Here is a 25,889-nt window from a genome sequence, read left to right as displayed (position 1 = left end):
TCCGGGTCAGGGGTTCCGTCCTCAAACGCCGGACAGGCTGGATCTCCGGGCCCGCCCCCACGCCGGAAGCAGGCCCAACAGCCCGACGGTTCCGTCCTCAAACGCCGGACAGGCTGGACCTCCGCGCCCACGCCACACGCCGGACAGGCTGGAGTTCGGGCCCACGGCACATGACGAAGCACAGAGGGAGCCGTACGCATGGACAGCGACATCACCGACACCGCCACCACGCCCCGGGACGGCCGGGCCGATGTGGACGCCGGTGCCTACGACGTGCTGCGGCGGCGGCTCTCCGCGCAGGCCGGGGAGCTCGTGCGGCGGGCCGAGGTCCTCAACGCCCGGCGGACCGAGGAGTTCGGGTCGACCGGGCTGCGGCTCCTGGCCACCGAGCAGGTGCGCACCGAGCACGCCTCCGTGCCCCGTGACCTCGTCGCCGTGGGCGGGCAGTTGCTGTTCGGGTTCGAGCGGGGACCGGGCGCGCGCGGTGAAGCCGGCGTCGAGGACGTACTCCTCGTACGCGACGCCGGGCCCGAAGACGACGCCCAGGCAGCGCAGCCCACCCTCCTCGACGACGACGGGTTCCGCCGCGAGTTCTCCTCCCTCCACCGGTACTTCCGCGACGCTCGCCTCCTGCGCCTGCGCCGGGCCGGCGGCAAGCTCCTCGCCGTCTTCCGTACGGGCGAGAACGCCGAGGACCTCCGCGTCCTGCGCTGGGCGCTCGGCCCGGACGGGTCCCCCGGGGCGTTCCTGGACGCGCAGGGCGAGCGTGATCATGTCTTCCCCGCCTCGCACGACTTCGAGTGGACCGTGGCGGGACGGGACGCCCACGTCCCGGGGCGGCACCCGCACATCGCCATCGGCAAGGGCGGCGGCCTCTTCGTCGACACGCTCGGCGGCACCCTCACCGTCAAGGTCACGGACGACACCGAGGCGCCGGACGGGATCTACGAGGAGCCCGTCGACGAGCCGTTGCAGTCGCTGGCGGACGCGGACGTGGAGTACGCGGAGACCGGGCCGCTGACGCTGCTGCGCGTGCGGCCGTACAAGGAGACCGACTGGCGGTATCTGGTCTTCAACTCCCTGCTCTCCAGCGTCCAGCGGCTCGACTCCATCGGACCGTCCTGCCACCGCCTCCCCGAGGACCAGGGGATCATCTTCCCCGGCGGCTACTACCTCACCACCGGCACCGCGAAGACCTTCGACACCGCCGAGGAGCTGACCGAGCCGGTCTTCGAGGGCGCGGTCCGCTCGCCCAACGGGGAGGACGTGCTGTACGTCTTCCGCTCGCGCGACGGCCTCCGCAGCCTGCTCCTCCCCTACAACCTGATCCGCCAGGAGGTCGCCACCCCGCTCACCGGGCGCGGCCACGCGCTGCTGGACGACGGGACGCTGATCCTGCTCCGGGACACCCCGGACGGGCCGGCCCGCGTGCACCCGTTGCAGCGCTGGCAGACCCCGTACGTCTCCGACACCTACGCCGCCGCCCGGCCCGCCGGGACCGGGCCGCTCGCCCGGACCGGCAACGCCGATCTCGTACGCGGGATCTCGGACTGCCTCGCGCTCGCGCACGGGGTGCGGGACATGACGCCGACGACCGCCGTGTACGGGCGGCTCGCCGCCGACTGCGCCCGCGCCCAGGACCGCTACCACTGGCTGTCCGACCCGGAACTGGGCGCGCTCGGCCAGCCGTTGGGTGAACTGCGGGCCACCGCGCAGCAGGTGCTGGCCGAGTTCACCGCCGTACAGGATCTGACCCGGCGAGCCGCCGACGCACTGGAGGAGACCGCCGGGCGCATCACCGCGCTGGTGCGGCGGGTGCGCGGCGAGGTACCCGGGTCGGCGTCCGCGTGGGTCGAGCGGCTGGCCGAACTGCGGCAGGCGCACGGGCACTTGGCGACGGTAGGCGAGATGCGCTACGCCGACGTCGAGCGGATCGCGGAGCTGTCGGCCCGGACCGAGGACGACATCGACTCCGCCGCCCAGCGGGCCGTCTCCTTCCTCGCCCGCGAGGACGCCTTCGACGGGTATCACGCGGACATCGCGGGGCTCGTGGCCGACGCGGCGGCGCTGGAGACCGTACGGGACGCTTCCGCCGTGACGGACCGGCTGGCGGCGATGACGGAGGGGCTCGCCACCGTCACGGACGTCGTCGCCGGTCTCGACATCGGCGACGCCACCGTGCGCACCTCGATCCTGGAGCGGATCGCGGAGGTGCTGGGCGGGGCGAACCGGGCCCGCGCCACCTTGGACGCGCGCCGCCGGGAGCTGCTGTCGAAGGAGGGGCGGGCCGAGTTCGCCGCCGAGTTCGCGCTGCTCGGCCAGGCGGTGACGGGCGCGCTGGCCGCAGCCGATTCGCCGGAGGCGTGCGACGACCAACTGGCGCGTCTGCTGATCCAGTTGGAGAACCTGGAGTCGCGGTTCGCGGAGTTCGACAACTTCCTCGCGGAGCTGGCCGAGCGCCGCACCGAGGTGTACGAGGCGTTCTCGGCGCGCAAGCAGACCCTCCAGGACGAGCGGGCGCGGCGCGCGGAGCGGCTGGCCGGGTCGGCGGACCGGGTGCTGGAGACCATCGCCCGGCGGGTGGCCGCGCTGGACGACCTCGACGCCGTCCACACCTACTTCGCCTCCGACCCGATGGTCGCCAAGATCCGGCGGACCGCCGACGAGCTGCGCGAACTCGGCGACCCGGTACGGGCCGAGGAGCTGGACGGGCGGCTGAAGGCGGCCCGGCAGGAGGCGGGCCGCGCCCTGCGCGACCGCACCGAGCTGTACGCGGACGGCGGGTCCGTGATCAAGCTGGGCCGCCACCGGTTCGCGGTGAACACCCAGCCGTTCGACCTGACGCTCGTGCCCTCCGGGGAGAGCCTCGTCTTCGCGCTGACCGGGACGGACTACCGGGCCCCGGTCACCGACCCGGCGTTCACGGCGGCCCGGCCGTACTGGGAGCAGCTGCTCCCCTCGGAGAACGCCGCCGTCTACCGCGCCGAGCACCTCGCCGCCCGTCTCCTCGACGAGCACGGGGCGAGCCGTCTGGCCGCGCTGCCCGAGGCTGAACTGGCCCGTCTCGTACGGGAGTCGGCCGCCGAGGCGTACGACGAGGGGTACACGCGGGGCGTCCACGACGAGGACGCCACGGCGATCCTGGCCGCCCTGCTGCGCCTGCACGCGGATGCCGGGCTGCTGCGCCACGAGCCGGCCGTCCGCGCGGCGGCCCAGCTCTTCTGGGCGTACGGGACCGAGGAAGCGCAGCGCGCCTCCTGGACCCGGCGCGCGGCCTCCCTGGCCCGGGCCCGCGACACCTTCGGGCTGGCCCCGGCCATCGCAGTGCTCCAGGAGGAGTGGGCGTCGGTGATCGGCTCCCCGTCCCCCTCCGCACCGGGCCACGCCGTCGCCGCGTACCTCTTCGAGGAGCTGACCACCGGACCCGCCGGGTTCGTCACGGGCTCCCCGATCCGGACCTTCCTGGAAGCGTTCCACCGCGCGGCGGGCCCCGACGCGTACGGGGACGACCTCGCGGCCCTCGGCGACGACCTGGCCGCCCGCAAGCAGCTCGTGCAGGGCTGGCTCGTGCCGTACGCCGAGTCCACCGGGGCGGACCTCGGCGGCGGCGACCTGGCGGAGGCGGTCGCGGTGGAGCTCTGCCCGGAGCTGGAGCGGTACGCGTGCGACGCGCCGCTCACCGAGCGTCTTGAGGGCCTCCTCGGCGACCACCCGCGCATCGCGGGCGGCGGGGCCCTCACCGTACGGATCGACGAACTCCTCGCCCGTACCGCCGAGTTCCGTACCGTCACCGTGCCCGGGTTCCGCGCCTACCAGCGGCTGCGCACCTCCCTGGTGACCGGCGAGCGCGGCCGGCTGCGGCTGGAGGACCACCGGCCGCGCGTGATGTCGGCGTTCGTCCGCAACCGGCTGCTCGACGAGGTGTACCTGCCGCTGATCGGCGACAGCCTGGCCAAGCAGCTCGGCACCGCCGACGCCGACCGGCGCACCGACTCGCAGGGCCTGCTCCTGCTCGTCTCGCCGCCCGGCTACGGCAAGACGACGCTGATGGAGTACGTCGCCGACCGGCTCGGCATGGTCCTCGTCAAGATCAGCGGACCGAACCTGGGCCACGACGTGACCTCCCTCGACCCGGACCGGGCTCCGAGCGCCACCGCCCGGCAGGAGATCGAGAAGATCAACTTCGCGCTGGAGGCGGGCAACAACACGCTCCTCTACCTCGACGACATCCAGCACACCTCGCCCGAACTGCTCCAGAAGTTCATCCCGTTGTGCGACGCCACGCGCCGCATCGACGGGGTGCGGGACGGTGAGCCGCGCAGCTACGACCTGCGGGGCAAACGGTTCGCGGTGTGCATGGCGGGCAACCCGTACACCGAGTCCGGAGAGCAGTTCCGGATCCCCGACATGCTCGCCAACCGGGCCGACGTGTGGAACCTGGGCGAGGTGCTGAGCGGGCGCGAGGACGTCTTCGCGCTGAGCTTCGTGGAGAACGCGCTGACCGCCAACCCGGTCCTCGCCCCGCTGGCCGGGCGCTCCCGGGACGATCTGGCGCTGCTGGTGCGACTGGCGGGCGGAAGTGACCCTTCGGCGCGCGCCGAGCACCTGGAACACCCGTATAGCGCAGCCGAGTTGGACCGCATCATGGCGGCGCTTCGGCATCTCCTCACGGCCCGGGACACCGTACTCGCGGTGAACGCCGCGTACATCGCATCGGCCGCACAGACGGACGCCACCCGCACCGAGCCGCCGTTCCGGCTCCAGGGCTCGTACCGCAACATGAACAAGATCGCGGAGCGGATCGTGCCCGTCATGAACGACGAGGAACTGTCCGCCGTGATCGACGACCACTACGCGGGCGAGGCACAGACGCTCACCACCGGGGCCGAGGCGAATCTGCTGAAGCTGGCCGCCCTGCGGGGCACGCTCACCGCCGGACAGGCGGAGCGGTGGGCGGCGATCAGCGGTTCCTACGTCCGTACGCAGGCGCTCGGCGGGCCGGAGGGCGATCCGATGACCCGTGCGGTGGCCGCGCTCGGGCTGCTCGCGGACCGGATCGCGGCGGTCGAGACGGCGATCCAGCGGGCGGCGGATCCTCGGCATCTGCTCGCGGGCACCCAGGAAGGCGCCAACGGCGGAACGGTCAACGACCGGCCCGCCCCCGGCCGTCATGCGAAGATCACGAACGCTCCACACTGATCGGGCCTGATCGGGAAGACCGAGCCGGAAGGATCACGGCATGCTGGGTTTCGTGCCCCCACTTCCTCAGCAGCCGGGACGGCCGCCGTCCTCCGGCCACATGATCGTCTGCGGTGACGACGCCCTGGCGCGGCGGCTCGCGGTGGAGCTGCGCTTCATCTACGGCGAACGGGTCACGCTGCTCCTCCCGCCGGGCCGGGACGCGAACAACCCCGAGACCCCGCTGACCCAACGGGGGCGGGCGGCAGCCCTGTTCGGCCGGATGTCGGCGGCGATGAACCGCGCGGGCAACGGCAGCGGGACCACCGGCGGCAACGGCGACACGAACGCCGGGGTCGAGGCCGTCCGCATCATGGAGGCCCCCGAGCCCTCCGACGACGTCCTGGAGGAGGCGGGCATCGACCGGGCCGCCGCCCTCGCGCTCGTCTACGACGACGACGAGCGCAACATCCGCGCCGCCCTTACCGCCCGCCGCCTCAACCCCCGTCTGCGGCTGGTGATCCGGCTCTACAACCGCAAGCTCGGCCAGCACCTGGAGGAGCTGCTCGACCAGGCGGCGGCCGTCGCCATGCCCGGCATCGACCCGGCGTTACTGGACGCCTCCACCACCGTCCTGTCCGACGCCGACACCGCGGCCCCGGCCCTCGCCGCCACCGCCCTGACCGGCAGCAACAAGATCATCCAGGCGGAGGGGCTGCTCCTGCGCGCCGCCGAACGCCCGCCGCCGCGCCCCGGCGAGCACGCCGACCCCGGGCTGTGCACCCTCGCCCTGCTCTCCTCCACCACCAACGACCCGGCGGGCGCGGAGGGTTCGGACAGCAGCGGCGACGAGGCCCCGCAGCTCCTGCCCGACGAACGCGCCGTCGCCGACGCGACCGGCCGGGGCACGGTGGTCCTCGAAGCGATCAGCCGCGCCGACCCCGCCCGGCCCGCGACCCGGATGGGCGGCAGGGGCGCACCGCTCGCCCAGATCTTCTCGCGCCGGCTGCGCTGGTCGGCCCTCGGCTTCGCCCTCGCCGCGGTCGCGCTGGTGATCGCCTCGCTGCTGACCACGAAGGACACCGCGCTCCACTCCGCCTATCTCACCGTCCTCGACCTGCTGGGCATGAACGACCCGGCCGAGGGCGCGTCGGCGGCCCGGCAGATCATCCAGATCCTCTCCGGCATCGCCGGTCTGCTCCTGCTGCCGCTGCTGATCGCCGCCGTCCTGGAGGCGTTCGGCACCCTGCGCACCGCCTCCTCGCTGCGCCGCCCGCCCCGCGGCCTCGGGGGGCACGTGGTGCTGCTGGGGCTCGGCAAGATCGGTACCCGTGTCCTCGTACGCCTGCGGGAACTCGACATCCCCGTGGTCGTCGTCGAGGAGGACCCCGAAGCGCGCGGCATCCCGCTGGCCCGCTCCCTGCATGTGCCGACCGTCATCGGCGACGTCACCCAGGAGGGCGTCCTCGAAGCAGCCAAGATCTACCGTGCCCGCGCCCTCCTCGCGCTCACCAGCATCGACACGACGAACCTCGAAGCGGCGCTGTACGCCCGCTCGGTGAAGCCGGACCTGAGGGTCGCGCTGCGGCTGTACGACGACGAGTTCGCCACCGCCGTCTACCGCACCCTGCGCACCGCGCACCCCCAGGCCCTGACCCGCTCCCGCTCGGTCTCCCATCTGGCCGCGCCCTCCTTCGCGGTCGCCATGATGGGCCGCCAGATCCTCGGTGCGGTCCCGGTCGAGCGCAAGGTGATGCTGTTCGCCGCCCTGGAGGTCGCGGGGCACCCGCAGTTGGAGGGTCACACGGTCGAACAGGCCTTCCGGGCGGGCGCCTGGCGGGTCCTGGCCATCGACGCCACCCCGCCCGCCGACCGCAACCCGGACCTCGCCGCCCTGCCCCCGTTCGACCCGGAGGGCGACGCGACACCGCCGCCCTCCGGCCTGGTCTGGGACCTGCACCCCGGCTACGTGCTGCGCGCCCAGGACCGGGTGGTGATCGCCGCCACCCGCCGGGGCCTCGCGGAGCTGCTGCGCCGGCAGCGGTCGGCGGTGCCGGGGCGGTAGGGGCGGTCCGGTTCTCGGGCGGCGGATCGCGGGCCGGTTCGCGGGCGGGCGGTTTCGCCCGCCCGGCTACCGGAACGCGCCCATCGCCTCGCGCACCTCCCCCAGCGTGGCCTCCGCCAGCGCGTTCGCCCGCTCGTTGCCCGCCCGGAGCACCGACCGTACGTACGTCAGGTCCTTCGCGTACTCCGCCCGCCGGGCCCGGAAGGGGGCCAGGTGGCTGTTGACCGCGTCGGTCACCGTCCGCTTCAGAGCCGCAGCCCCGCCGTCGCCGATCTCCGCCGCGACCTCGTGCGGGTCCCGGTCGAGGCAGAGGGCCGCCAGCAGCACCAGGGAGGAGACGTTGGGGCGGGTGCCGGGGTCGTAGGTGATGTGCCGGTCGGCGTCCGTGGTCGCGCCCTTGAGGAGGCGGGCGGTCTCGTCGGCGGTGGCGGAGAGCGGGACGGAATTGGCCCGGCTCTTGCTCATCTTCGTCCCGTCCGTGCCGAGCAGCAGGGGCGCGGCGGAGAGCAGGATGTCCGGTTCCGGGAAGACCTGGCCGTACCGCTCGTTGAAGCGGCGGGCGATCGTCCGGGTGACCTCCAGGTGGGGCGCCTGGTCCCGGCCGACCGGGACCAGGTTGCCCTTGCAGGACAGGATGTCGGCGGCCTGGTGGACCGGATAGGTGAGCATCAGCCCGCTGACCGTGGACTGCCGGGAGTGCGCGATCTCGTCCTTGACCGTGGGGTTCCGGTTCAGCTCCGCGACCGAGACCAGGCTCAGGAAGGGCAGCATGAGCTGGTTGAGCGCGGGGACGGCGCTGTGGCAGAAGACGGTGGACCGGGCGGGGTCGATACCGAGGGCCAGGTAGTCCAGGAGCAGCCCGTCGGTGTACTCCCCCAGCCGCTCCGCGGTGTCCCGGTCGGTGATGACCTGGTAGTCGGGGATGAGGACGATGACGTCCACGCCGAGATCCTGGAGGCGGACCCGGTTGCGCAGGGAGCCGAAGTAGTGGCCGAGGTGAAGGGCGCCGGTGGGGCGGTCCCCGGTGAGGACCCGGAAGCCGCCGGGGTTCTGGGCGATGCGGCGTTCCAGGTCGGCGGTGCGGCTGTCGGTGATGCCGTTCTCGGTGGTGCGGTTGTCGTCGGCCTGGGGGTCGGTGCTTCGGGGCCCGGCGGTGGTCGTGGTCATGGTGGGTGCCTCTCCTCGCGTGAGTGATACGTGAGGGACGGCCCCGCCGGTGAGCGCCGCTGCGCTCCGTCTTCCGTCTCCGCGCCGTACGAGGGCAGCGAAAAGGGCCGTCCATGTCGAACGGCCCTGGTTCCGTGCAGATGCTGTGGCCGCTCCTATGAGGAGCGCCACCAGTTTCGGCACGGGACGGAGGTCATGGGCCGAGTGTAGCGGCCCCGTGCCCGGCGGTCAGGTGCCCGGAAAGCAGACGTGGAATAGGTCGGAGGGGGGTCCCGTTGTAGGGTGTAGTTCAACGTTCAACCAAATCGGTCAGGGCCTCCGGATCTCCGCATCTCCGGACCCCGGCCAGGGCTCAGGAAGGCGGACGCCATGCAGTTCGGGATCTTCACCGTCGGGGACGTCACGACCGACCCGACCACCGGCCGGACCCCCACCGAGAACGAGCGGATCAAGGCGACCCTGGCCATCGCGCAGAAGGCCGAGGAAGTCGGCCTGGACGTCTTCGCGACCGGCGAGCACCACAACCCGCCGTTCGTCCCGTCCTCCCCGACGACGACGCTCGGCTACATCGCCGCCCGCACCGAGAACCTGATCCTGTCCACGTCCACGACGCTGATCACCACCAACGACCCGGTGAAGATCGCCGAGGACTACGCCACCCTCCAGCACCTCGCCGACGGCCGCGTCGACCTGATGATGGGCCGGGGCAACACCGGACCGGTCTACCCCTGGTTCGGCAAGGACATCCGCCAGGGCATCCCGATGGCGATCGAGAACTACGCCCTGCTGCACAAGCTGTGGCGCGAGGACGTCGTGGACTGGGAGGGCAAGTTCCGTACGCCGCTCCAGTCCTTCACCGCCACCCCGCGCCCGCTGGACGGCGTCCCGCCGTTCGTCTGGCACGGCTCCATCCGCTCGCCGGAGATCGCCGAGCAGGCCGCCTACTACGGTGACGGCTTCTTCCACAACAACATCTTTTGGCCCATGGAGCACACCAGGAAGATGGTCGACCTCTACCGGCGGCGGTACGCCCACTACGGCCACGGCACCGCCGAACAGGCCATCGTCGGGCTCGGCGGCCAGGTGTTCATGCGGAAGAACTCGCAGGACGCGGTACGGGAGTTCCGCCCGTACTTCGACAACGCGCCGGTCTACGGCCACGGCCCGTCCCTGGAGGACTTCACCCGCGAGACCCCGCTGACCGTGGGCTCCCCGCAGGAGGTCATCGAGCGGACGCTGACGTTCCGGGACGCGGTCGGCGACTACCAGCGCCAGCTGTTCCTGATGGACCACGCGGGGCTCCCGCTGAAGACGGTGCTGGAACAGCTCGACATCCTCGGCGAGGAGGTCGTGCCCGTGCTGCGCAAGGAGTTCGCCAACCTGCGGCCGGCCGGTGTGCCGGAGTCCGCTCCCGTCCACCCGGCGGTCGCCGCCGCCCGAGTCTCCGGAAAGGAGAGCTGACCCCGATGTTCGCCACCACCCCGCTGCGCGTCGTCGCCGTATCGGCCGGGCTCAGCCAGCCGTCCTCCACCCGGCTGCTGGCCGACCGGCTGGCCGCCGCCACCCGTGAGCGCCTCACGGCCGAGCAGGACAGGGCCGGCAGGGACGACAGGGACGTCGAGGTGCGTGTCATCGAGCTGCGCGATCTCGCCGTGGACATCGCGAACCACCTGGTCAGCGGGTTTCCGTCGGCCGGACTGCGCGAGGCGATCGACGCGGTGACGGAGGCCGACGGGCTGATCGCCGTGACGCCCGTGTTCACCGCCTCGTACAGCGGCCTGTTCAAGTCGTTCTTCGACCTGATCGACCACACCGCGCTGACCGGCAAGCCCGTCGTGATCGCCGCGACGGGCGGCACGGCCCGGCACTCGCTGGTCCTGGAGCACGCGCTGCGCCCGCTCTTCGCCTATCTGCGGGCCGTCACCGTGCCCACCTCCGTCTACGCGGCCTCGGAGGACTGGGGTTCCTCGGGCGACGAGTACACCGAGGGCCTGCCGTCCCGGATCCGGCGCGCGGGCGGCGAGCTGGCCTCCGCGGTCCTGGGCCGTACGGTCTCCGGGGCCTCGCGGGCCCCGGGCCTGGACGACGGGGAGGACGCGGTCGTCCCCTTCGAGCAGCAGCTCGCGGACCTGCGGCTGGACTGAGGCACCGGGCTGACCGCAAGAGGGGCGGGCCACATTGACCCGCCCCTCTTGTCCTATTTGATTACAGTGAGACCGGATGCTGTACCGAGCGCGACCGAGCTGGAGGCAGATATGGGCAGGATCGTTGTGGGCGTCGACGGCTCCGACTCCTCGATCAAGGCACTGCACTGGGCCGTACGCCAGGCCGAGCTGACCGGCGCCACGGTGGAGGCCGTGAACAGCTGGGAGTACCCCGCCACCAGCTGGGCGTCCATGATGCCGGGCATGCCGGAGGACTTCGATCCGCAGGCCCTGGCCACCGTCTCCCTCAACGAGGCGCTGGAGGAGGCCCTCGGCGCCGCGGGGGCCGCCGCGGTCAGCAAGGTCGTGGTCATCGGCAATCCGGCCCAGGCTCTGCTGGACCGCGCCCAGGGCGCCGACCTGCTCGTCGTGGGAGCCCGCGGCCACACCGGTTTCAAAGCCACCCTGCTCGGCTCGGTCAGCCTCCACGTCACCCAGCACGCGCCGTGCCCGGTGACGGTCGTCCGCGACTGAGGCGGGAGTGGGGCGGCTGAGGCGGGAGTGGGGCGCTGAGGCAGGAGTGGGCGGCTGAGGCGGGAGTGGGCGGCTGATGCAGGGTGGGGGCGGCCCGCCCCGGCGAAACGAGGGGCCGTTGTCAGTGGGTGCTCCTATCGTGTGGTCATGACCCCTGCTCTCTTCGGGCGCGACCACCCCGCGGGCGTTCTCCGCTCGGAGATCGCCCGGGCCACGGACAGTCACGGCGGTCTCGTGCTGGTCACCGGCGAGGCCGGGATCGGCAAGAGCACCCTCGTCACCGACGCCGCGCACGAGGCGCGGCGGCGCGGGGCGCTGGTGGTCGGGGGTTCCTGCTGGGACTCGGACAACACCCCGGGCTACTGGCCCTGGGTCCAGATCCTGCGCGGCCTGCGCCGGTCCGCCACGGCGACGGAGTGGGCGGCGGCCCAGGAGGCGTCGGACGGCCGGCTCGCCGTGCTCCTCGGCGACCCGGCCGCCGTCGCCACGGGCGGCGCCCACGGGGGCGAGCCCGGGGCTGAAGCAGGTGCGCAGGGCGACACGGGCCCGCCCGGCGATGACTGGCCGGGCGGGGGACCGTCGGAGGGCGCCGAGACCTTCGGGCTCTTCGACGCGGTGACCACGGCCCTCGTCACGGTCTCCCAGAGCCGGCCGCTGGTGGTCGTCCTCGACGATCTGCACAGCTCCGACCCGGCCTCGCTGCGGCTGCTCGAATTCGCCGCCCAGCACGCCTGGTTCGAGCGGCTGCTGCTCATCGGCACCTACCGGGACGTCGAGGTGGAGGCCCCCGGGCACCCGCTCCAGCAGCTGATCCTGCCGCTGGTCTCGCGCGCCGCCGCGACCCTCACCCTGACCGGCCTCGGCCGGGACGAGGTGGGCGCGCTGATGACGGTGACGACAGGCCGTGAGCCCGCACCGCAGCTCGTCGACGAGGTCCACCGGCGTACCGGCGGCAACCCCTTCTTCGTCGAGCAGACCGCCCGGCTCTGGCACAGCGGATCCCCGGTCTCCACCATCCCGCCCGGCGTGCGGGAGGCGGTCCGCCAGCGGCTCGCCCTGCTGCCGGAACCGGTCGTCTCGCTGCTGACCAGCGCCGCCCTGCTCGGCCGGGAGTTCCGCCGGCAGGTACTGGCCGTCGTGCACGGGGCGCCGGTCCCCCACGTGGACCGGCTGCTGGAGTCGGCCGTCGCGGCCCGGGTCGTCGTTCCCCGCCCGTCCGGCCAGTACGCCTTCGCCCACGACCTCCTGCGCGAGACGCTGTACGCCTCGCTGGACGACGCGGAGGCCCGCGAACGCCATGCCGCCGCCGTACGGGCCCTGGACGCACACGGCGGCCTCGGCGACGCGGTGCCGCCGGGCGCCCTGGCCCGCCACGCTCACCTCGCCGGCGACGCCCTGGAGCGCGAACGCCGCCTCGACCTCCTGCTGACGGCCGCCCGGGACGCCTCGGGGCGCCTGGCCGACGAGGAGGCCGTCGGCCACTACCGGCGCGCGCTCGCCGTGGCCTCGGGCGAGGACCCGGACCTCCGGCGGGCCGTGCTGATCGGTCTCGATCTGGCCGGACAGCTCCGGCACGCGGGGGAGACCGCCGAGGCGCAGCGCCTGCTGGACCGGTCGGTCGCCCGGGCCCGGGAGCTGGACGACCCGGAGCTGATGGGCCGGGTCGCGATCACCCTCCACCACGACGGTTCCCTGGGCGGCCTCGGCATGTCCACGAAGGGGCTCCTCGCCGAGGCGCACCGCAGGATCACCGGTAAGGAGGGGCAGGAGACCCTCTCCGACGACCGGCTCGCCCAGGAGCTGGCCATCAACTTCATGGCGCTGGCCCGGAGCGGCTCGGACGACGAGGCGCTCGCCTTCTCGCTCTGGGCGCGCCACGACTCCGTGTGGGGTCTCGGCTCGGCGGTGGAACGGCTCGGGCTGACCGACGAGATGACCGTCGTCGGCCGGCGCACCCAGCACCAGGACATGGAGCTGCACGCGGCGTCCATGCGCTGGGTGGCCCTGCTGGAGCTGGGCGATCCGGCCTTCCTCGACCAGTTCCGTACGTTCGTCCGGCTCGCCGAGCTGACCGCGCTGCCCCGGTTCGCCCTGGGGATCGCCGTCGACACCAGCCTGATCGCCGCGCTGCAGGGCCGGTTCGCCGAGGCGTCCACCGCGCTGGCGGACGACGCCCTCGCCCCGGAGAACAACGACCACGCGGCCTTCGGCTTCATGGGGCACCACCTGCGCTGGGCGCTGCACCTGCTCCAGGGCCACTTCGCAGAGGCCGAGGAGGTCCTCGCCGAGCTTCCGGCCTCCGGGTATCCCTATCCCGGGCTGCTGGAGGCGTTCACCGCGGTGGAGCAGGGCGACGCCACGCCGGCGCTGCGCCTGATCGCCGAGCACGCGGACCGCGCCGCCCCCTACCCCCGGGCGTTCATGCCTCTCTGGCTCAGGCTGCTCGCCCAGACGGCCTCGGTGACGGGCGACCCGCGCCTCATCGCCCGCGCGGAGGACGAGCTGACCCCCTACACGGGCCAGTGGGTCGTCTCGCTGTACGGATGCGACATCGGCGGCCCCGTCGACCTCTGGCTCGGGATGCTCGCCGCCGCACGCGACGACCAGGACGCGGCGGTGGCGGCGCTCACCGAGGCCGTCTCCTCCTCGGACCGCCTCGGCGCCCGCCCCTGGGCCGTACGCGCCCGGCTGAACCTGGCCCGTTCCCTGCTCGCCCGCTCCGGTGCGGGGGGAAGTTCCGGCACGGGCGACGCGGGCCGGGCCCGGCAGCTGCTCGACGAAGTGGCTCGGGAGGCCGGTGAGTTGACTCTGCACCACGTGGCGGCGGAGGCCGTCGCCCTCCGTGCGGCCCCGCCCCTGACGGCCTCCGTCACCGCGACCGCCGCCCTCGCCCCGGCCACCGCGGCGGCAGATGCCTCCGCGGCCACCTCCGTCTCACGGACGCAGGGCCCGGCTCCCGACCCGCACCGGGGCGGGGGAGAGGCCGGGGCCGGGGTGGCGGCGGACCAGGACACGGCAGCGGCGGAACCGGACCGGAACACGGCCCCAGCGGCGCCGGGCCGGGAGAAGGCTGCCGCGCCGGACGGGGCGTCCGCCGAATTCCGGCGGAACGGGCCGGTGTGGCAGCTGCGGTGGGACGGGGTGACCGTGCATGTCCCGGACGCCAAGGGCCTGCGGGACCTGCACAGCCTGCTGGGGCTGCCCGGCGCCGACGTCCCGGCCGTCCGGCTCCTCGCTCCCGAGGGCGGGGACCTCGTCGTCGCCGCCGGGCAGCTCGGCGGCGACCCGGTGCTCGACGAGGAGGCGAAGCGCCGCTACAAGGAACACCTGGACCGGCTGGACGCCGAGATAGACCGAGCAGCCGCCCGGGACGACACGCAGCAGGTGGAGAAGTACGACCGGGAGCGGCAGTCCCTCCTCGACGAGCTGCGCACCGCGGCCGGCCTCGGCGGCCGGACCCGTAGGCTGGGCGACCAGACCGAGCGGGCCCGCAAGACGGTCACCGCCCGGATCCGCGACACCCTGCGCAAGCTGGACACCCTGCACCCCGCGCTGGCCGCCCACCTCAGGGCCTCGGTGACGACCGGGACCACCTGCGCCTACCGCCCCGAGCACTCCCCCGACTGGCGGCTCTGACCCACCTGGTCCCGGGCCTCGGGGCGGGCGGCGATCCTGCCGTTCGCCCGGCGCCGTCCGGCCCCGGTCCGCAGCCGCCCGGCCCCACCGATGCTGGGGCTTCCCCCGCGGGGAAGGTCAAGGATGCCGGGGCGAACGCTGCCCGGGCACACCGGCGGGCGCGCCCGGAATCCCCTGGTGGGCGCGCCCGCCGTCGGTCACTTGCGGTTGTACAGCCGCATCGTCACCGCACCGAAGACCGCCATGAGCACCCCGGACCAACCCAGCGTCCAGAGGATGTCGGCGGCCGGCCAGTTGCCCGCGATCAACTCGCGTACCGCCGTGGCGAGGTGGGTGACCGGGCTGTTGTTCACGAAGGCCTGGAGCCAGCCCGGCATCGTCTTCGGGTCGACGAAGACGTTGCTGAGGAAGGTCAGCGGGAAGATCACCATCATGCTGACGCCCATCACCGACTTCTCGGAGCGCAGCAGCAGACCGAACATCGTCCAGATCCAGGAGAACGCGAACGAGAACACGATCAGCAGAGCGATGCCCGCCAGCACTCCGAGCACCCCGCCCTCCGGCCGGAACCCGATGATCATGCCGACGCCGAGCATCACCACCGCTGCCAGCAGATAGCGCAGGACGTCGCCGAGCAGATAGCCGACCATCGGGGCAGGCCGCCAGATCGGCAGCGTGCGGAACCGGTCGAAGACTCCCTTGGCGATGTCCGTGTTCACCGCGATACCCGAGTACATCGTGATCATCACGACGCTCATCACCATGATGCCGGGCAGCAGGAACTGGATGTACTCCTCCGTGGAGCCGGCCAGCGCCCCTCCGAAGAGGTACGTGTACATCAGGACCAGCATGATCGGGAAAGCCGTCACATCGAACAGCTGCTCCGGCACATGCTTGATCTTCAGCATGGCGCGCCAGCCGAAGGCCATCGATGCCGACAGGGCGCTGGGCCTCGGGGGCCGCTCCTGGCCCACCAGGAGCGCCGAGAGGCGTTCCTGGTCGGGCGCGGCGAGCTGGACGTCCTCAGGCTCCGTCTTGGCGGTCGCGGTGCTCATGCCGCCACTCCCTTCTTGTCCGTGAGTGCGAGGAAGACCTCGTCGAGGCTGGGCTGTCCCAGCGAGAAGTTGTCGACCGTGATGCCGCACCGGGCCAGCTCGGCCAGGGCACGCCCCGCCTGCTCCGCCGCTCCCTGCTCGGTGCTCTGCCCGTCGACCCGGGCGGTCAGCGCCACCGGGTCCGCGTCCAGCTGGACGTCCGCGTTCAGCGCGAGCGCCAGCACCTGCTGCGCCTCGGCCCTCTGGTCGGCGTCCCGCAGCCGCAGATGGACGGTGCCGGCGCCGACGGAGGCCTTGAGCTCGCCCTTGGTGCCCTCGGCGATGACCTTGCCCTGGTCGATCACGGCGATACGGGAGGCCAGTTGGTCGGCCTCGTCCAGATACTGGGTGGTCAGCAGGACCGTGGTGCCGTGGGCGACGACCGCCCGCACGATGTCCCACACCTGGTTGCGGCTGCGGGGGTCGAGTCCGGTGGTCGGCTCGTCCAGGAACAGCACGTCCGGGGTGTTCAGGATGGACGCGGCGATGTCGATGCGCCGCCGCATGCCTCCCGAGTAGTTCTTGACCTGCTTTCCCGCCGCCTCGCTCAGCCCGAACCCGTCGAGCAGCTGCTCCGCCCGGTCCCGGGCCGCCGGCTTGGCGTGGCCCAGCAGCCGACCGAGCAGGACGAGGTTCTCCGCGCCGGTCAGGTCCTCGTCCACCGAGGCGTACTGGCCGGTCAGGCTGACCCGGCTGCGGACCGCGTCGGCGTCCTTCACGACGTCCTTGCCGAAGATCCGGGCCGAGCCGCCGTCGGGGCGCAGCAGGGTCGCGAGCATGCGGACGGCGGTGGTCTTGCCGGCGCCGTTGGGTCCGAGGACGCCGTAGACGGTGCCGGTGGGGACCGCGAGGTCGATGCCGTCCACCGCGCGGTTGTCGCCGAAGACCTTCACCAGCCCCGTGGTCTCGATGGCCAGTTCAGTACTCATGATCCATTCCTTGGTGGTTGTCGGGGGAAGTCGCTGATCCGGGTCTGAGATCCGGGTCTGAGATCCGTGTCTGAGATCCGGGTCTGAGATCCGCGCCCTGCTCCGGCTGTTCGTGAGACGGAGCCGCTCGTGAGACGCAGGACTCATGAGACGTAGGGGCGGACGGCGCGCGCCTCGCGCAGGGCCCAGCCCCACCAGCCGAGCTGGTCGAGCATGAGACCCACGGACCGGTCCCGTCCGGTGTCGCCGGGGTGCTCCTCCAGCGACTGCTGGAGGATGTCGAGCGCGACCCCGTTCCTCAGGGTCACGGTGTGCAGCTCGGTGAAGACCGAACGCAGCTGCTCCACGGCGTACAGCCCGGCGGAGCCGTGTCCGTAGCTCACGAAGGCGACCGGTTTGGTCTGCCACTCGTCGTAGGCGAAGTCGATGGCCTGCTTCAGGGAGGCGGGGAACGAGCGGTTGTACTCCGGGGTGACCACGACGAAGGCCTCGGCCCTGGCGATCTCCTCGGTGAACTCCGTCATCTGGTCGGTCGCCCGCCCCGGGTAGTGCACGGGGAAGTCGAAATCGGCGAGGTCGAGGACGGCGAGGTCCAGCTCGCTCCGGTGCCGGGCCCGCTCCATGAACCAGCGGCCGACCGCATCGCCGATGCGGCCCTCACGGGTACTGCCGATGATCACCGCCACCCGCAGCGGAGCGCTGTCCGTCGTCATCGCTCGTTCCTCCTCCCGGTCTCACCTCTTGGGCGCGAGACGGAGAAGCGCGGCCGCCAGATTGAATCTGGCGGCCGCGCGCACGGTCGGAGGAGCCCGGAACGCCCGACGGGCTTCAGGTCTCCCGCGAGTAGAGGTAGTAGTACGACACGACGAGGACGCCCGCCCCGACGGCCAGCCCCAGGCCGGTCGACCGCAGCACGCTGGTATCGGTGAGGCTCACCAGGAAGCCGATCGCACACGCGGTCAGCGCGCCGTAGGCGGCGGCCCGCAGTTCGCGGGGCAGCGAGCGCTGGATCCGGCCCAGCGCGAAGCAGAGGGCCGCCAGAGCGACCCCGGAGACGAGACCGAGCAGGACCTGCCCGCCGGTGCTGGGACCGCCGTCGCGGCGGATGAACGCCGCGTAGAACCCGTAGATCACGCCGAGCACCAGAGGCAGTGCCCAGGCGAGCGGGGTGTGATGACGGGTCCGCGCATGGGCGCGGGCCCCCCTTCGGCCGGGCATGGCTGCGTGTGTGGCCATCGCGGACAGCTCCTTCCGTCGCCCCCGTCGCACGCCCCCGTTTCTCCAGAGCACACCCGACCGCGCCGCCCGGCAACTCGAATGGCGTACGGTCCGGAGCGGCCCGGCTCCGGAAGGGATTGTCTGGAGGAGTGCGGACCTCTTCCTCGGCAACCTCCCCGCCCCCGTCGCCCGCCCCGGCTTCGGCGATCTCGGCGGTCCCGGCGGCACTCTCGGCGGTCCTGCTCGTCCTGCTCGCCGTCCTCGTGCCGCTGAGCGCGCTCTCCGCCTGGGTCGACCTGGAGATCGACGACACCGACCGGTACGTGGCCGCCGTGTCCCCGCTCTCCTCCGACCCGGCGGTCCAGGCCACCGTCACGGACCTGGTCACCGAGGAGGCGATGCGGCGGATCGATCTCGGCCCGCTCCAGGACACGGTCCGGGAGTTCCTGCACGAGACCGTGCGGTCGTTCACCACCACCGAGGCCTTCCGCGACGCCTGGGACACCGCGAACCGTGTCGCCCACCAGGCGGTGAAGGCCGCACTGGACGGCGACAGCGGTCAGGCCGTCACGATCGATCTGGCCCCGGTGATCGACCAGGTCAAACAGGACCTGGTGCGTGACGGGGTGCCGTTCGCGGACCAGATCCCGGTCGAGCGGACGGAGATCACGCTGCTCGGCCCCGGTCAGGCCGACGAACTCCGGGACTCGTTCCGCTGGCTCCGCTACTGCAGCATCTGGCCGGCCGTCGCCACGCTGGTGCTCCTCGTCCTGGTCGTGGGCATCGCGACCGTACGGGGCGGGCTGCGGGCCGGATTGTGGGCCACCGCGATCGTGGGCGCGGGGTTCGTGCTCGGTGCGATCGTGCTCCGGGTGCTGGTCACGGTCGGCCGCGGCCGGGTGCTGGACGAGGTGCCGAGCGGTGACCGGGACGCGGCCGCCGCGGTCGTCGACGCCTTGACCGCCTCGCTGCGGACCACGGTGTGGTGGGTGCTGGCGGTCGGTGCGGTCCTGCTCGTGGGGGCGGTGCTGGCCCGGGTGCTCCTGCGGCGCGGGAAGGCCCGGGCCGACGTGCGATGAGGCGATGCCCGGGTGAGAGTGGGACCCGGGAGGGCCACCGAGCGACGACCGCCGCCGAACGAACCCGAAAGAGGCGTCATGGCCGACAGCGACATCTTCGAGAACATCGACGAACTGGTCTCCGAGGAACGCGACCTGCGCGACCGCTCCGTGGCGAAGATGGGCCTGTCCACGGACGAGAAGGCCCGGCTGCGGGCGGTGGAGGTCCAACTCGACCAGTGCTGGGACCTGCTGCGCCGGAGGCGGGCGCTCAGCGAGTACGGCGAGGACCCCTCGACGGCGAAGGTCCGCCCCGCCGACGAGGTGGAGGGGTACCAGAGCTGACCCGGTGTTTCACGTGAAACACCGGACCGGGGGTCCGCCGTGGGCTCAGTTCTCCGGCGAGCGGCCCGGAAGGTTCTCCGGCGAGCGGCCCTGAAGCCGTTCCATCTCCCGGCGGTCGCGCTTGGTCGGGCGGCCCGCGCCCCGGTCCCGTACGGGCACCTGGATCGCGATCTCGCGGGGCGGCGGGGGCGGGCTGTTGTCGACGAAGCACTCCACGGCCACCGGCGGTCCGACCCGCTTCTTCACGATCTTCGAGACGACGACCACCCGGTCCCGTCCCGCGTGCCGGAGCCGCACCTCGTCGCCGACGCGTACGGCCTGTGCGGGCTTGGCCCGGTCGCCGCCGACCTTCACATGTCCCGCCCGGCAGGCGGCGGCCGCCTGGGCACGGGTCTTCGTCAGCCGGACCGACCAGATCCACACGTCGACCCGGACGCTTCCCTCCGCCTGCGGCGCGTCACCCGAAACCATGCCTCCGACTCTAATGCGGACCGGGCGGCGGGCGAGAGCCGATAAAGCCCCCGCCTGCCGCCCGGTCTCCTGCTTCCTGCGTCCTTCTGGACCTCACACGCCGATGTCGCGCCCGTCCTTGCGCCAGACGGCGACGACCGAGGGGCGGACGATCTTGCCCGGTCCGTCGGGCCAGGTGCTCGCCGGCTTCTCCACGGAGGCCCCGTCGATCTCGCCCGGGTGCTGGACCGCCACCAGGACCCGGCGGTCCTGGATGACCGGGCCGCAGGTCTCGGCCCCGGTCGGAACGGTGAGGAACTGCTTCAACTCGCCGCGCCGGTCACCGTGGGTGGCCACGCCGAACAGCCCGTCGTGCGAGCCGAGCGCGTTGCCGTCCGTGGAGATCCACAGGTTGCCGTGGGCGTCGAACGCCACGTTGTCCGGGCAGGAGATGGGGCTGACGCTCGACTTGGGGAAGCCGGCGAAGTACGTCGCCGGGTCGTCCGGGTCGCCCGCCACCAGGAACAACCGCCAGGCGAAGCCGTCGCTCGTCGGGTCGTCCCAGTTCTCCGCGAGCTCCAGGATCTGGCCGTGCTTGTTGGCGTTGCGCGGGTTCGCCTCGTCCGTGCCGGGCTTGCCCTCCTTGCCGCGGTCCGAGTTGTTGGTGAGCGCCACGTAGACCCGGCCGGTGCGCGGCGAGGGCTCGACGTCCTCGGGGCGGTCCATCTTGGTCGCGCCGACCTTGTCACCGGCGAGGCGCGTGTAGACGTACACCTCCTCGGCGGTCATGCCGGGGACGTGCGAGGTGGTGCCGGTGGCCAGCGGGATCCAGACGCCGCTGCCGTCGAACTCCCCGTCGTTGGGGAGCTTTCCGGTGCCGTCGATCTCGTTGACCGGCGAGTCGCCGGTGAGCTTGGCGACGTACAGCGTGCCCTCGTCCAGCAGCGTCAGGTTGTGCTCGCGGGCAGCACGCGAGTTCCCCTTCTTCATGCGCTTGCTGGAGACGAACTTGTAGAGGTAGTCGAACTTCTCGTCGTCGCCCATGTAGACGACCGGGCGGCCGTCGGAGGTGAGCCGGGGCTGCGCGGCCTCGTGCTTGAACCGGCCCAGCGCGGTCCGCTTGCGCGGGGTGGAGTCCGGGTCGTACGGGTCGAGTTCGACGACCCAGCCGAAGCGGTTGGCCTCGTTGGGCTCCTTCGCCAGGTCGAACCGCCGGTCGAAACGCTCCCACTTGCGCTCGGAGGCGCTCGTGCCGATCCCGTACCGCTTGTGCATGGCGGTCGTGCCGTTGGCGAAGTACTGGTTGAAGTTCTCCTCGCCGTGCAGCGTGGTGCCCCACGGAGTGGTGCCGCCCGCGCAGTTGTTGAGGGTGCCGAGCACCTTGCGGCCGGTGCGGTCGGCGGACGTGCGCAGCAGGGTGCTCCCGGCGGCCGGGCCCGTCATACGGAACTCGCTGGTCGCGGTCAGCCGGCGGTTGAGCGGGTGCCGGTTGACCGGGCCCAGCTTCCCGGTGCGGTGCTCCTCCTGGACGACGACCACGGAGAGTCCGTGCGCCGCCCAGGCGATCTCCACCTGCTCGCGGGTCGGGTTGGCCGGATCGTAACCGCGGAACATGAGGATCTCGTCCGTGTACTCATGGTTCGCGACCATGACCTGACGGCCGCGCTCGCCGCGCAGAGGGAGCAGGGAGAGGAAGTCGTTGTTGTAACCGAACTGGCCCGCCTGCGCCTTCGCCGTCTGCTTGTCCGGGTCGAAGGCGGGAGCGCCGCGCAGGATCGGCTCGCCCCAGCGGATCACCACGTTCTGGGCGTACCCGTCGGGGACCGTGACCTTGTCGTCCTTGTTGGGCGCGACCGGCGAGAACCGCAGGCCACGCGCGCCGGACGCCCCCGGTTTCTGGGGACGGCCCGGTTTGCCGCCGTGCCCGGCGAGCGCGGCGGCCTCGGCCTGCGGGGCGCTCGGGCCGGTCAGCGCGGCGGTCCCGGCGGCGGTGGCGACGGTGACCACGGCGGCGGCGCGCATCATCGAGCGGCGCGACACGGCGCTGGCGATGATGTCGCCCGCGTACTCGTTGTCGCTGGTGTTGGGCGTCTCCTTGAAGCAGGCGTCTCCGCAGCGGAAGCGGCAGGTCAGCGCGGAACGCCCGCCGGGATGCGAGCTGATGAACGGCAGCAGATTGCGCACGTGGATTCCCTCCGTCTGGTGTCGTGCGTGACGGTAGGTGCGCCTCCACCCGGTCCGAGGGACTCCCGGTGAACGGCGGGTGAAGTCCGGGCCACCGCTGTTCCTTTGAGGGCCGGTGGTGGACACCGCGGCGGACTCGGTCCGGGAACGGTTTCGGCTCGGTTGACGCAGGGGTGGGCCGCACCGGCGAACGGCCGGATCCGGCCGCTAACCTTACGTATCCGTCCTGGCGAGGGATGAATTCGCCCCAGGTCGGACATTCCCCGCACCCAACTCATGCGAAAGGCCTCGCCCATGGGCATTCGGAGCTTGCTGCGTAAGGTGTTCGGCCGCACGGAGCAGGACGAGCCGACCACGGCCACCGTCCCGCCCCAGGCCGAGCGCACTCAGCCCAAGGAGACGGAGCCGGAGACCACTTCGGCGGCCGAGCCCGCGGCGGAGCCGAAGGCGTCGATCCCGGCCCCGGCCTCGCCCTCGTCCCCCGTCGCCGGATCCGCGGACCGTGACGGCTCGCCGGCCGCCGACCTGGTGGCGGCGGCCTTCGACAAGGCGGCCGCCGCGCCGGTGTCCCCGACCGTCCCCGCGCAGGGGACGGCTCCCGAGGACACCCTCGACGACGCTCCGGCAGACGCCCCGAAGGACTCCCCGAAGGCGGAGAAGCCCGAGGAGCCGGTGGCAGCCGAGAAGGCCGGCGAACCGCTGGCCGCCGAGGAGCCCGTCAAGGCCGAGGCTCCCGCGTCGACGCCGGAGCCGATCACGATCGACCTCGACCTCGACGAGGCCGCGAAGGCCGCACCGGCTCAGGAGTCCACGCCCGATCCGGCACCGGCGGAGGCGGAAGCACCGGCAGAGGCCCCGGAGAGCACCCCCGAGGCGCCCCAGGCCGCCGCCGAGGCCCCCAAGGCCACCGAGGCGCCCGAGACCCCCAAGGCCTCCGAAGCCGCGACGGCACCGGAGCCCGAGGAGGCCCCGGCCGTCGCGGAGGCCCCGGCCGTCTTGGAGATCCCGGAGCCCGTGGAGCCCCCGACCGTCGTGGCAACCCCGGAGCCCGCAGAGGCCCCGGCGGTCGTGGAGACCCCTGCCGCCGCAGAAGCCCCGGCCGTCGTGGAGCCCCCGGTGGCACCCGCCGCAGCGGCGGAGCCGGTCCCGGCCGCGTCGGAGCCCGCCCCCGGCAAGCCCGCCACCACGCTCGCTCGGGTCAAGTCGCGTGCTCCGCAGCTCGCCGACCCGTACAAGGCGGCGCAGGCGGCGCTCAGGGCGCACGGGCTGACCGGGCTCCGCGCCCGCGTCTACCTGGTGCTCGACCGCTCCGGCTCCATGCGGCCGTTCTACAAGGACGGCAGTGCCCAGCACCTGGGCGACCGGACGCTCGCGCTCGCCGCGCACCTCGACGAGGACGCCACCGTGCAGGTCGTCTTCTTCTCGACGGACATCGACGGCACCGGCTCCCTGGAGCTCTCCGGCCACGAGGGCCGCGTCGACGAGCTGCACGCGGGCCTCGGCCGACTGGGCCGGACGCACTACCACCGCGCGGTCGAGGAGGTCGTCGCGGACTACGAGAAGGCGGAGGCCACCGGTCCGGCTCTCGTGATCTTCCAGACGGACGGTCCGCCGGACGCCAAGCAGGCCGCCCGGCAGGCCCTCACGGAGGCGGCGCGGCTGCCGCTGTTCTTCCAGTTCGTCGCCTTCGGCGAGCAGGACGCGAAGGGCTTCGACTTCCTGCGGAAGCTCGGCGCGCCGAACGCCGGGTTCTTCCACGCCGGACCGGCCCCCCGCGAGATCGCGGACGCCGAACTCTACCGGGAGATCCTCGCCGGGCTGCCGGACTGGACCGCCGCGCGCGAGGCCGGCTCCGGGGACTGATCGACCGGCAGTCGTACGGTCACGGCGAGACCGCCGCCCTCCGGGCCCGGGACCGCCGTGACCGTACCGCCGTGGGCCATCGCGATCGACCGGACGATCGACAGGCCGAGGCCCGACCCCGGGCCCATCCGGTCCCGGCCCTCGCCCCGCCGGAACGGTTCGAAGAACCCCGCGACGTCGGCCTCGGAGACCACCGGCCCGGTATTGCGCACCAGCAGGCCCCCCTCGTCGCTCAGCGCGACCTCCACCGAGCCGCCCGGCACGTTGTACGTGACCGCGTTGGCCAGCAGGTTCGCCACCAGCTGGGCGAGCAGCAGCCGGTTGCCGCGCACGGAACAGGCGGCCACCGCGACGTTCACCACCGGGCCCGCACCGCCCGCGCCCCGGCCCTCCGGGCTGTCGCCCCCGCCCCGTACCGCCGGATACCGGGCCGTCTCCTCCCTGACCACGTGGTCGAGGCGGACCACCTCGCGCTCGTCCGTGGCCAGGCCCCGTTCGCTGCGGGCCAGCACGAGCAGCCCCTCGATGAGGCGCTCGCTGCGCCGGTTGGTGTCCAGCAGGGTCTGCCGGGTACGGACGAGGTCCTCGGGGGACGGGTCGTCCAGGCCGATCTGGATCGCGGCACGCTGCGTGGCCAGCGGGGTCCGCAGCTCGTGCGAGGCGTTCGCGATGAATCTCCGCTGGCTGTCGAACGCCTTCTCCAGACGGCCCAGCAGCGCGTCCAGCGTCTCGCCCAGCTCCTTCAGCTCGTCGTCCGGTCCGCTGGACGCGATCCGCTCGTGCAGGGTCTTCTCGGAGAGCCGGCGGGCCTTCGCGGTCATCGCGTGGACGGGCCGCAGGACCCGGCCCGCTATCCACCAGCCCACCCCGACCGCGCCCGCCGTCATCACGAGCAGCGCGGCGAACGACCAGTTCAGGAGCTGCTTGCCCGCCGCGTCGCTGACATGGTCGGTGAGTTCGTAGGCGGTGGGCGATCCGGTGGAGCTGCGGGCGATGAAGGGTCCCTTCACGGCGTACCCGGGCGGGACGACGACCACCGCCGTGGAGGCGATGGCCCGCGCCTCGGTCTCCGTACCGGCGCGGGAGGCCAGGTTGACGGTGGCCAGCAGGGCCGTGCCGAGCACCAGGAAGACACCGCCGTACACGAGGGCGATACGGGTGCGGATCGTCGAGTGCGGCAGCTTCGAGGCGTCCGCGAGCCGCCGCAACGGGGACGGCCGCTTCACAGGGCGTACCCGACGCCCTGCACGGTGCGGATCAGCGCGGGCTCGCCGAGCTTGGCCCGGAGCTTGCTCATGCAGACGCGCACGGCACCGGTGAACGGGTCGGCGTTGGCGTCCCAGGCCCGCTCCAGCAGCTCTTCCGCGCTGACCGTTCCGCCGTCGGCCTCCAGCAGCAGTTGCAGCACGGTGAACTCCTTCGGGGAGAGATCCAGGTCCCGGCCGTCGCGGAGCGCCGAGCGCCGTACGGGGTCGAGCCGGATGCCATGCCGTTCCAGCTGGGGCGGTACGGGCCGGGCGCTGCGTCGGCGCAGGGCGCGTACCCGGGAGACCAGCTCGGGGAACTCGAACGGCTTGGCCACGTAGTCGTCGGCCCCCAGGTCGAGCCCGGCGACCCGGTCCTCCATGGCTCCGGAGGCGGTGAGCATCAGGATCCGGGTGCGGGAGCCGGAGGCGACGAGCCGGCGGGCCACGTCGTCGCCGTGGACCCGGGGGAGGTCGCGGTCGAGGACGACGACGTCGTAGTCGTGGAGGCCCAGATAGGCGAGGGCCGCGTCCCCGCTGTACACGGTGTCGACGGCGAATCCGGCCCGGCGCAGTCCGGTGGCGACCAGCTCCGCGAGGATCTCCTCGTCCTCGGCGACCAGTACCCGCATCGTGATGTCCCCTGCCTCGTGCACGCTTGTCCGCTCCCTCCCAGGATGCGACTTTCCTACGGGAACCATTACGTGAGGGGATGTTTCGCAAAGCTCTCCACCGGAGGGCCTTCCTCCGTCCGCGCACCGGCCGCCGTTTATCGATGTG

18 protein-coding genes are annotated in these 25,889 nt (G+C 72.7%); 9 read left to right on the top strand and 9 right to left on the bottom strand.

The window, feature by feature from the left end:
• Window positions 1-198 precede the first annotated feature (198 nt).
• Together IE134_RS06905 and IE134_RS06900 are read left to right on the top strand one after the other, a co-directional pair.
• Window positions 199-5,199, top strand: coding sequence for a DNA repair ATPase (locus IE134_RS06905; RefSeq protein WP_189429843.1), 5,001 nt, complete (start codon window positions 199-201; stop codon window positions 5,197-5,199).
• Between the two features lie 40 nt (window positions 5,200-5,239).
• Window positions 5,240-7,243 carry an NAD-binding protein gene (locus IE134_RS06900; RefSeq protein WP_050513539.1) on the top strand — a complete coding sequence of 668 codons (2,004 nt, stop codon included), beginning with the start codon at window positions 5,240-5,242 and terminating at the stop codon, window positions 7,241-7,243.
• Window positions 7,244-7,309: 66 nt separating this feature from the next.
• Here the strand turns inward: IE134_RS06900 and trpS are convergent, their stop codons facing one another.
• Window positions 7,310-8,410 (bottom strand): tryptophan--tRNA ligase, encoded by a 1,101-nt coding sequence (gene trpS / locus IE134_RS06895; RefSeq protein WP_098016458.1) that lies wholly within the window; start codon window positions 8,408-8,410, stop codon window positions 7,310-7,312.
• Between the two features lie 369 nt (window positions 8,411-8,779).
• On the opposite strand from trpS, the gene IE134_RS06890 reads away from it, so the two are divergent.
• The 4 genes from IE134_RS06890 (at window position 8,780) to IE134_RS06875 (ending at window position 14,724) form a co-directional block, all read left to right on the top strand.
• Complete coding sequence (locus IE134_RS06890; RefSeq protein ID WP_030707603.1) at window positions 8,780-9,871, top strand: LLM class flavin-dependent oxidoreductase; 1,092 nt, start codon at window positions 8,780-8,782, stop codon at window positions 9,869-9,871.
• Between the two features lie 5 nt (window positions 9,872-9,876).
• On the top strand, window positions 9,877-10,554 hold the full coding sequence (locus tag IE134_RS06885) for an FMN reductase (protein WP_189429841.1): 678 nt from the start codon (window positions 9,877-9,879) through the stop codon (window positions 10,552-10,554).
• Window positions 10,555-10,665: 111 nt separating this feature from the next.
• On the top strand, window positions 10,666-11,088 hold the full coding sequence (locus IE134_RS06880; protein ID WP_030585746.1) for a universal stress protein: 423 nt from the start codon (window positions 10,666-10,668) through the stop codon (window positions 11,086-11,088).
• Window positions 11,089-11,235: 147 nt separating this feature from the next.
• Window positions 11,236-14,724: an ATP-binding protein gene (locus IE134_RS06875; protein ID WP_189429839.1), complete on the top strand. Its 3,489-nt coding sequence runs from the start codon at window positions 11,236-11,238 to the stop codon at window positions 14,722-14,724.
• A 197-nt stretch (window positions 14,725-14,921) separates the two neighbouring features.
• Here the strand turns inward: IE134_RS06875 and IE134_RS06870 are convergent, their stop codons facing one another.
• From IE134_RS06870 to IE134_RS06855, 4 genes are all read right to left on the bottom strand, one after another.
• Window positions 14,922-15,779 (bottom strand): ABC transporter permease, encoded by an 858-nt coding sequence (locus IE134_RS06870; RefSeq protein ID WP_030707595.1) that lies wholly within the window; start codon window positions 15,777-15,779, stop codon window positions 14,922-14,924.
• Window positions 15,776-16,747 carry a daunorubicin resistance protein DrrA family ABC transporter ATP-binding protein gene (locus IE134_RS06865; protein ID WP_030707592.1) on the bottom strand — a complete coding sequence of 324 codons (972 nt, stop codon included), beginning with the start codon at window positions 16,745-16,747 and terminating at the stop codon, window positions 15,776-15,778. The genes IE134_RS06870 and IE134_RS06865 overlap by 4 nt, the downstream gene beginning before the upstream one ends.
• Before the next feature lie 143 nt (window positions 16,748-16,890).
• A complete protein-coding gene (locus IE134_RS06860) occupies window positions 16,891-17,460 on the bottom strand; it encodes an NADPH-dependent FMN reductase (protein ID WP_030707590.1) in 570 nt (189 codons plus the stop codon).
• A gap of 115 nt (window positions 17,461-17,575) precedes the next feature.
• Window positions 17,576-17,983 carry a hypothetical protein gene (locus IE134_RS06855; protein ID WP_030707585.1) on the bottom strand — a complete coding sequence of 136 codons (408 nt, stop codon included), beginning with the start codon at window positions 17,981-17,983 and terminating at the stop codon, window positions 17,576-17,578.
• A gap of 131 nt (window positions 17,984-18,114) precedes the next feature.
• Here IE134_RS06855 and IE134_RS06850 point away from each other — a divergent pair, with 131 nt between their 5' ends.
• Window positions 18,115-19,044: a hypothetical protein gene (locus IE134_RS06850; protein ID WP_189429837.1), complete on the top strand. Its 930-nt coding sequence runs from the start codon at window positions 18,115-18,117 to the stop codon at window positions 19,042-19,044.
• 78 nt (window positions 19,045-19,122) lie between these two features.
• Complete coding sequence (locus IE134_RS06845) at window positions 19,123-19,368, top strand: DUF2630 family protein (RefSeq protein ID WP_030707581.1); 246 nt, start codon at window positions 19,123-19,125, stop codon at window positions 19,366-19,368.
• A 45-nt stretch (window positions 19,369-19,413) separates the two neighbouring features.
• Here IE134_RS06845 and IE134_RS06840 read toward each other — a convergent pair whose 3' ends face one another.
• Together IE134_RS06840 and IE134_RS06835 are read right to left on the bottom strand one after the other, a co-directional pair.
• Entirely contained in the window at window positions 19,414-19,839 is a 426-nt protein-coding gene (locus IE134_RS06840; protein WP_030707580.1) for an RNA-binding S4 domain-containing protein, read from the bottom strand.
• A gap of 93 nt (window positions 19,840-19,932) precedes the next feature.
• Window positions 19,933-22,002, bottom strand: coding sequence for a PhoX family protein (locus IE134_RS06835; RefSeq protein WP_189429835.1), 2,070 nt, complete (start codon window positions 22,000-22,002; stop codon window positions 19,933-19,935).
• 294 nt (window positions 22,003-22,296) lie between these two features.
• On the opposite strand from IE134_RS06835, the gene IE134_RS06830 reads away from it, so the two are divergent.
• Entirely contained in the window at window positions 22,297-23,865 is a 1,569-nt protein-coding gene (locus IE134_RS06830; RefSeq protein WP_189429834.1) for a VWA domain-containing protein, read from the top strand.
• Here IE134_RS06830 and IE134_RS06825 read toward each other — a convergent pair.
• Both IE134_RS06825 and IE134_RS06820 read right to left on the bottom strand, forming a co-directional pair.
• Window positions 23,799-25,091, bottom strand: coding sequence for a sensor histidine kinase (locus IE134_RS06825; RefSeq protein ID WP_189429832.1), 1,293 nt, complete (start codon window positions 25,089-25,091; stop codon window positions 23,799-23,801). The genes IE134_RS06830 and IE134_RS06825 overlap by 67 nt on opposite strands.
• Window positions 25,088-25,741, bottom strand: coding sequence for a response regulator transcription factor (locus tag IE134_RS06820; RefSeq protein WP_189429953.1), 654 nt, complete (start codon window positions 25,739-25,741; stop codon window positions 25,088-25,090). The genes IE134_RS06825 and IE134_RS06820 overlap by 4 nt, the downstream gene beginning before the upstream one ends.
• Window positions 25,742-25,889 lie beyond the last annotated feature (148 nt).

Origin of the sequence: Streptomyces rubiginosohelvolus (genome assembly GCF_014649875.1) — a bacterium.
Taxonomy (GTDB): Bacteria; Actinomycetota; Actinomycetes; order Streptomycetales; family Streptomycetaceae; genus Streptomyces; species Streptomyces rubiginosohelvolus.
The sequence above is the reverse complement of the archived record's forward strand: the minus strand, read 5'-3'. Positions and strand labels throughout refer to the sequence as shown.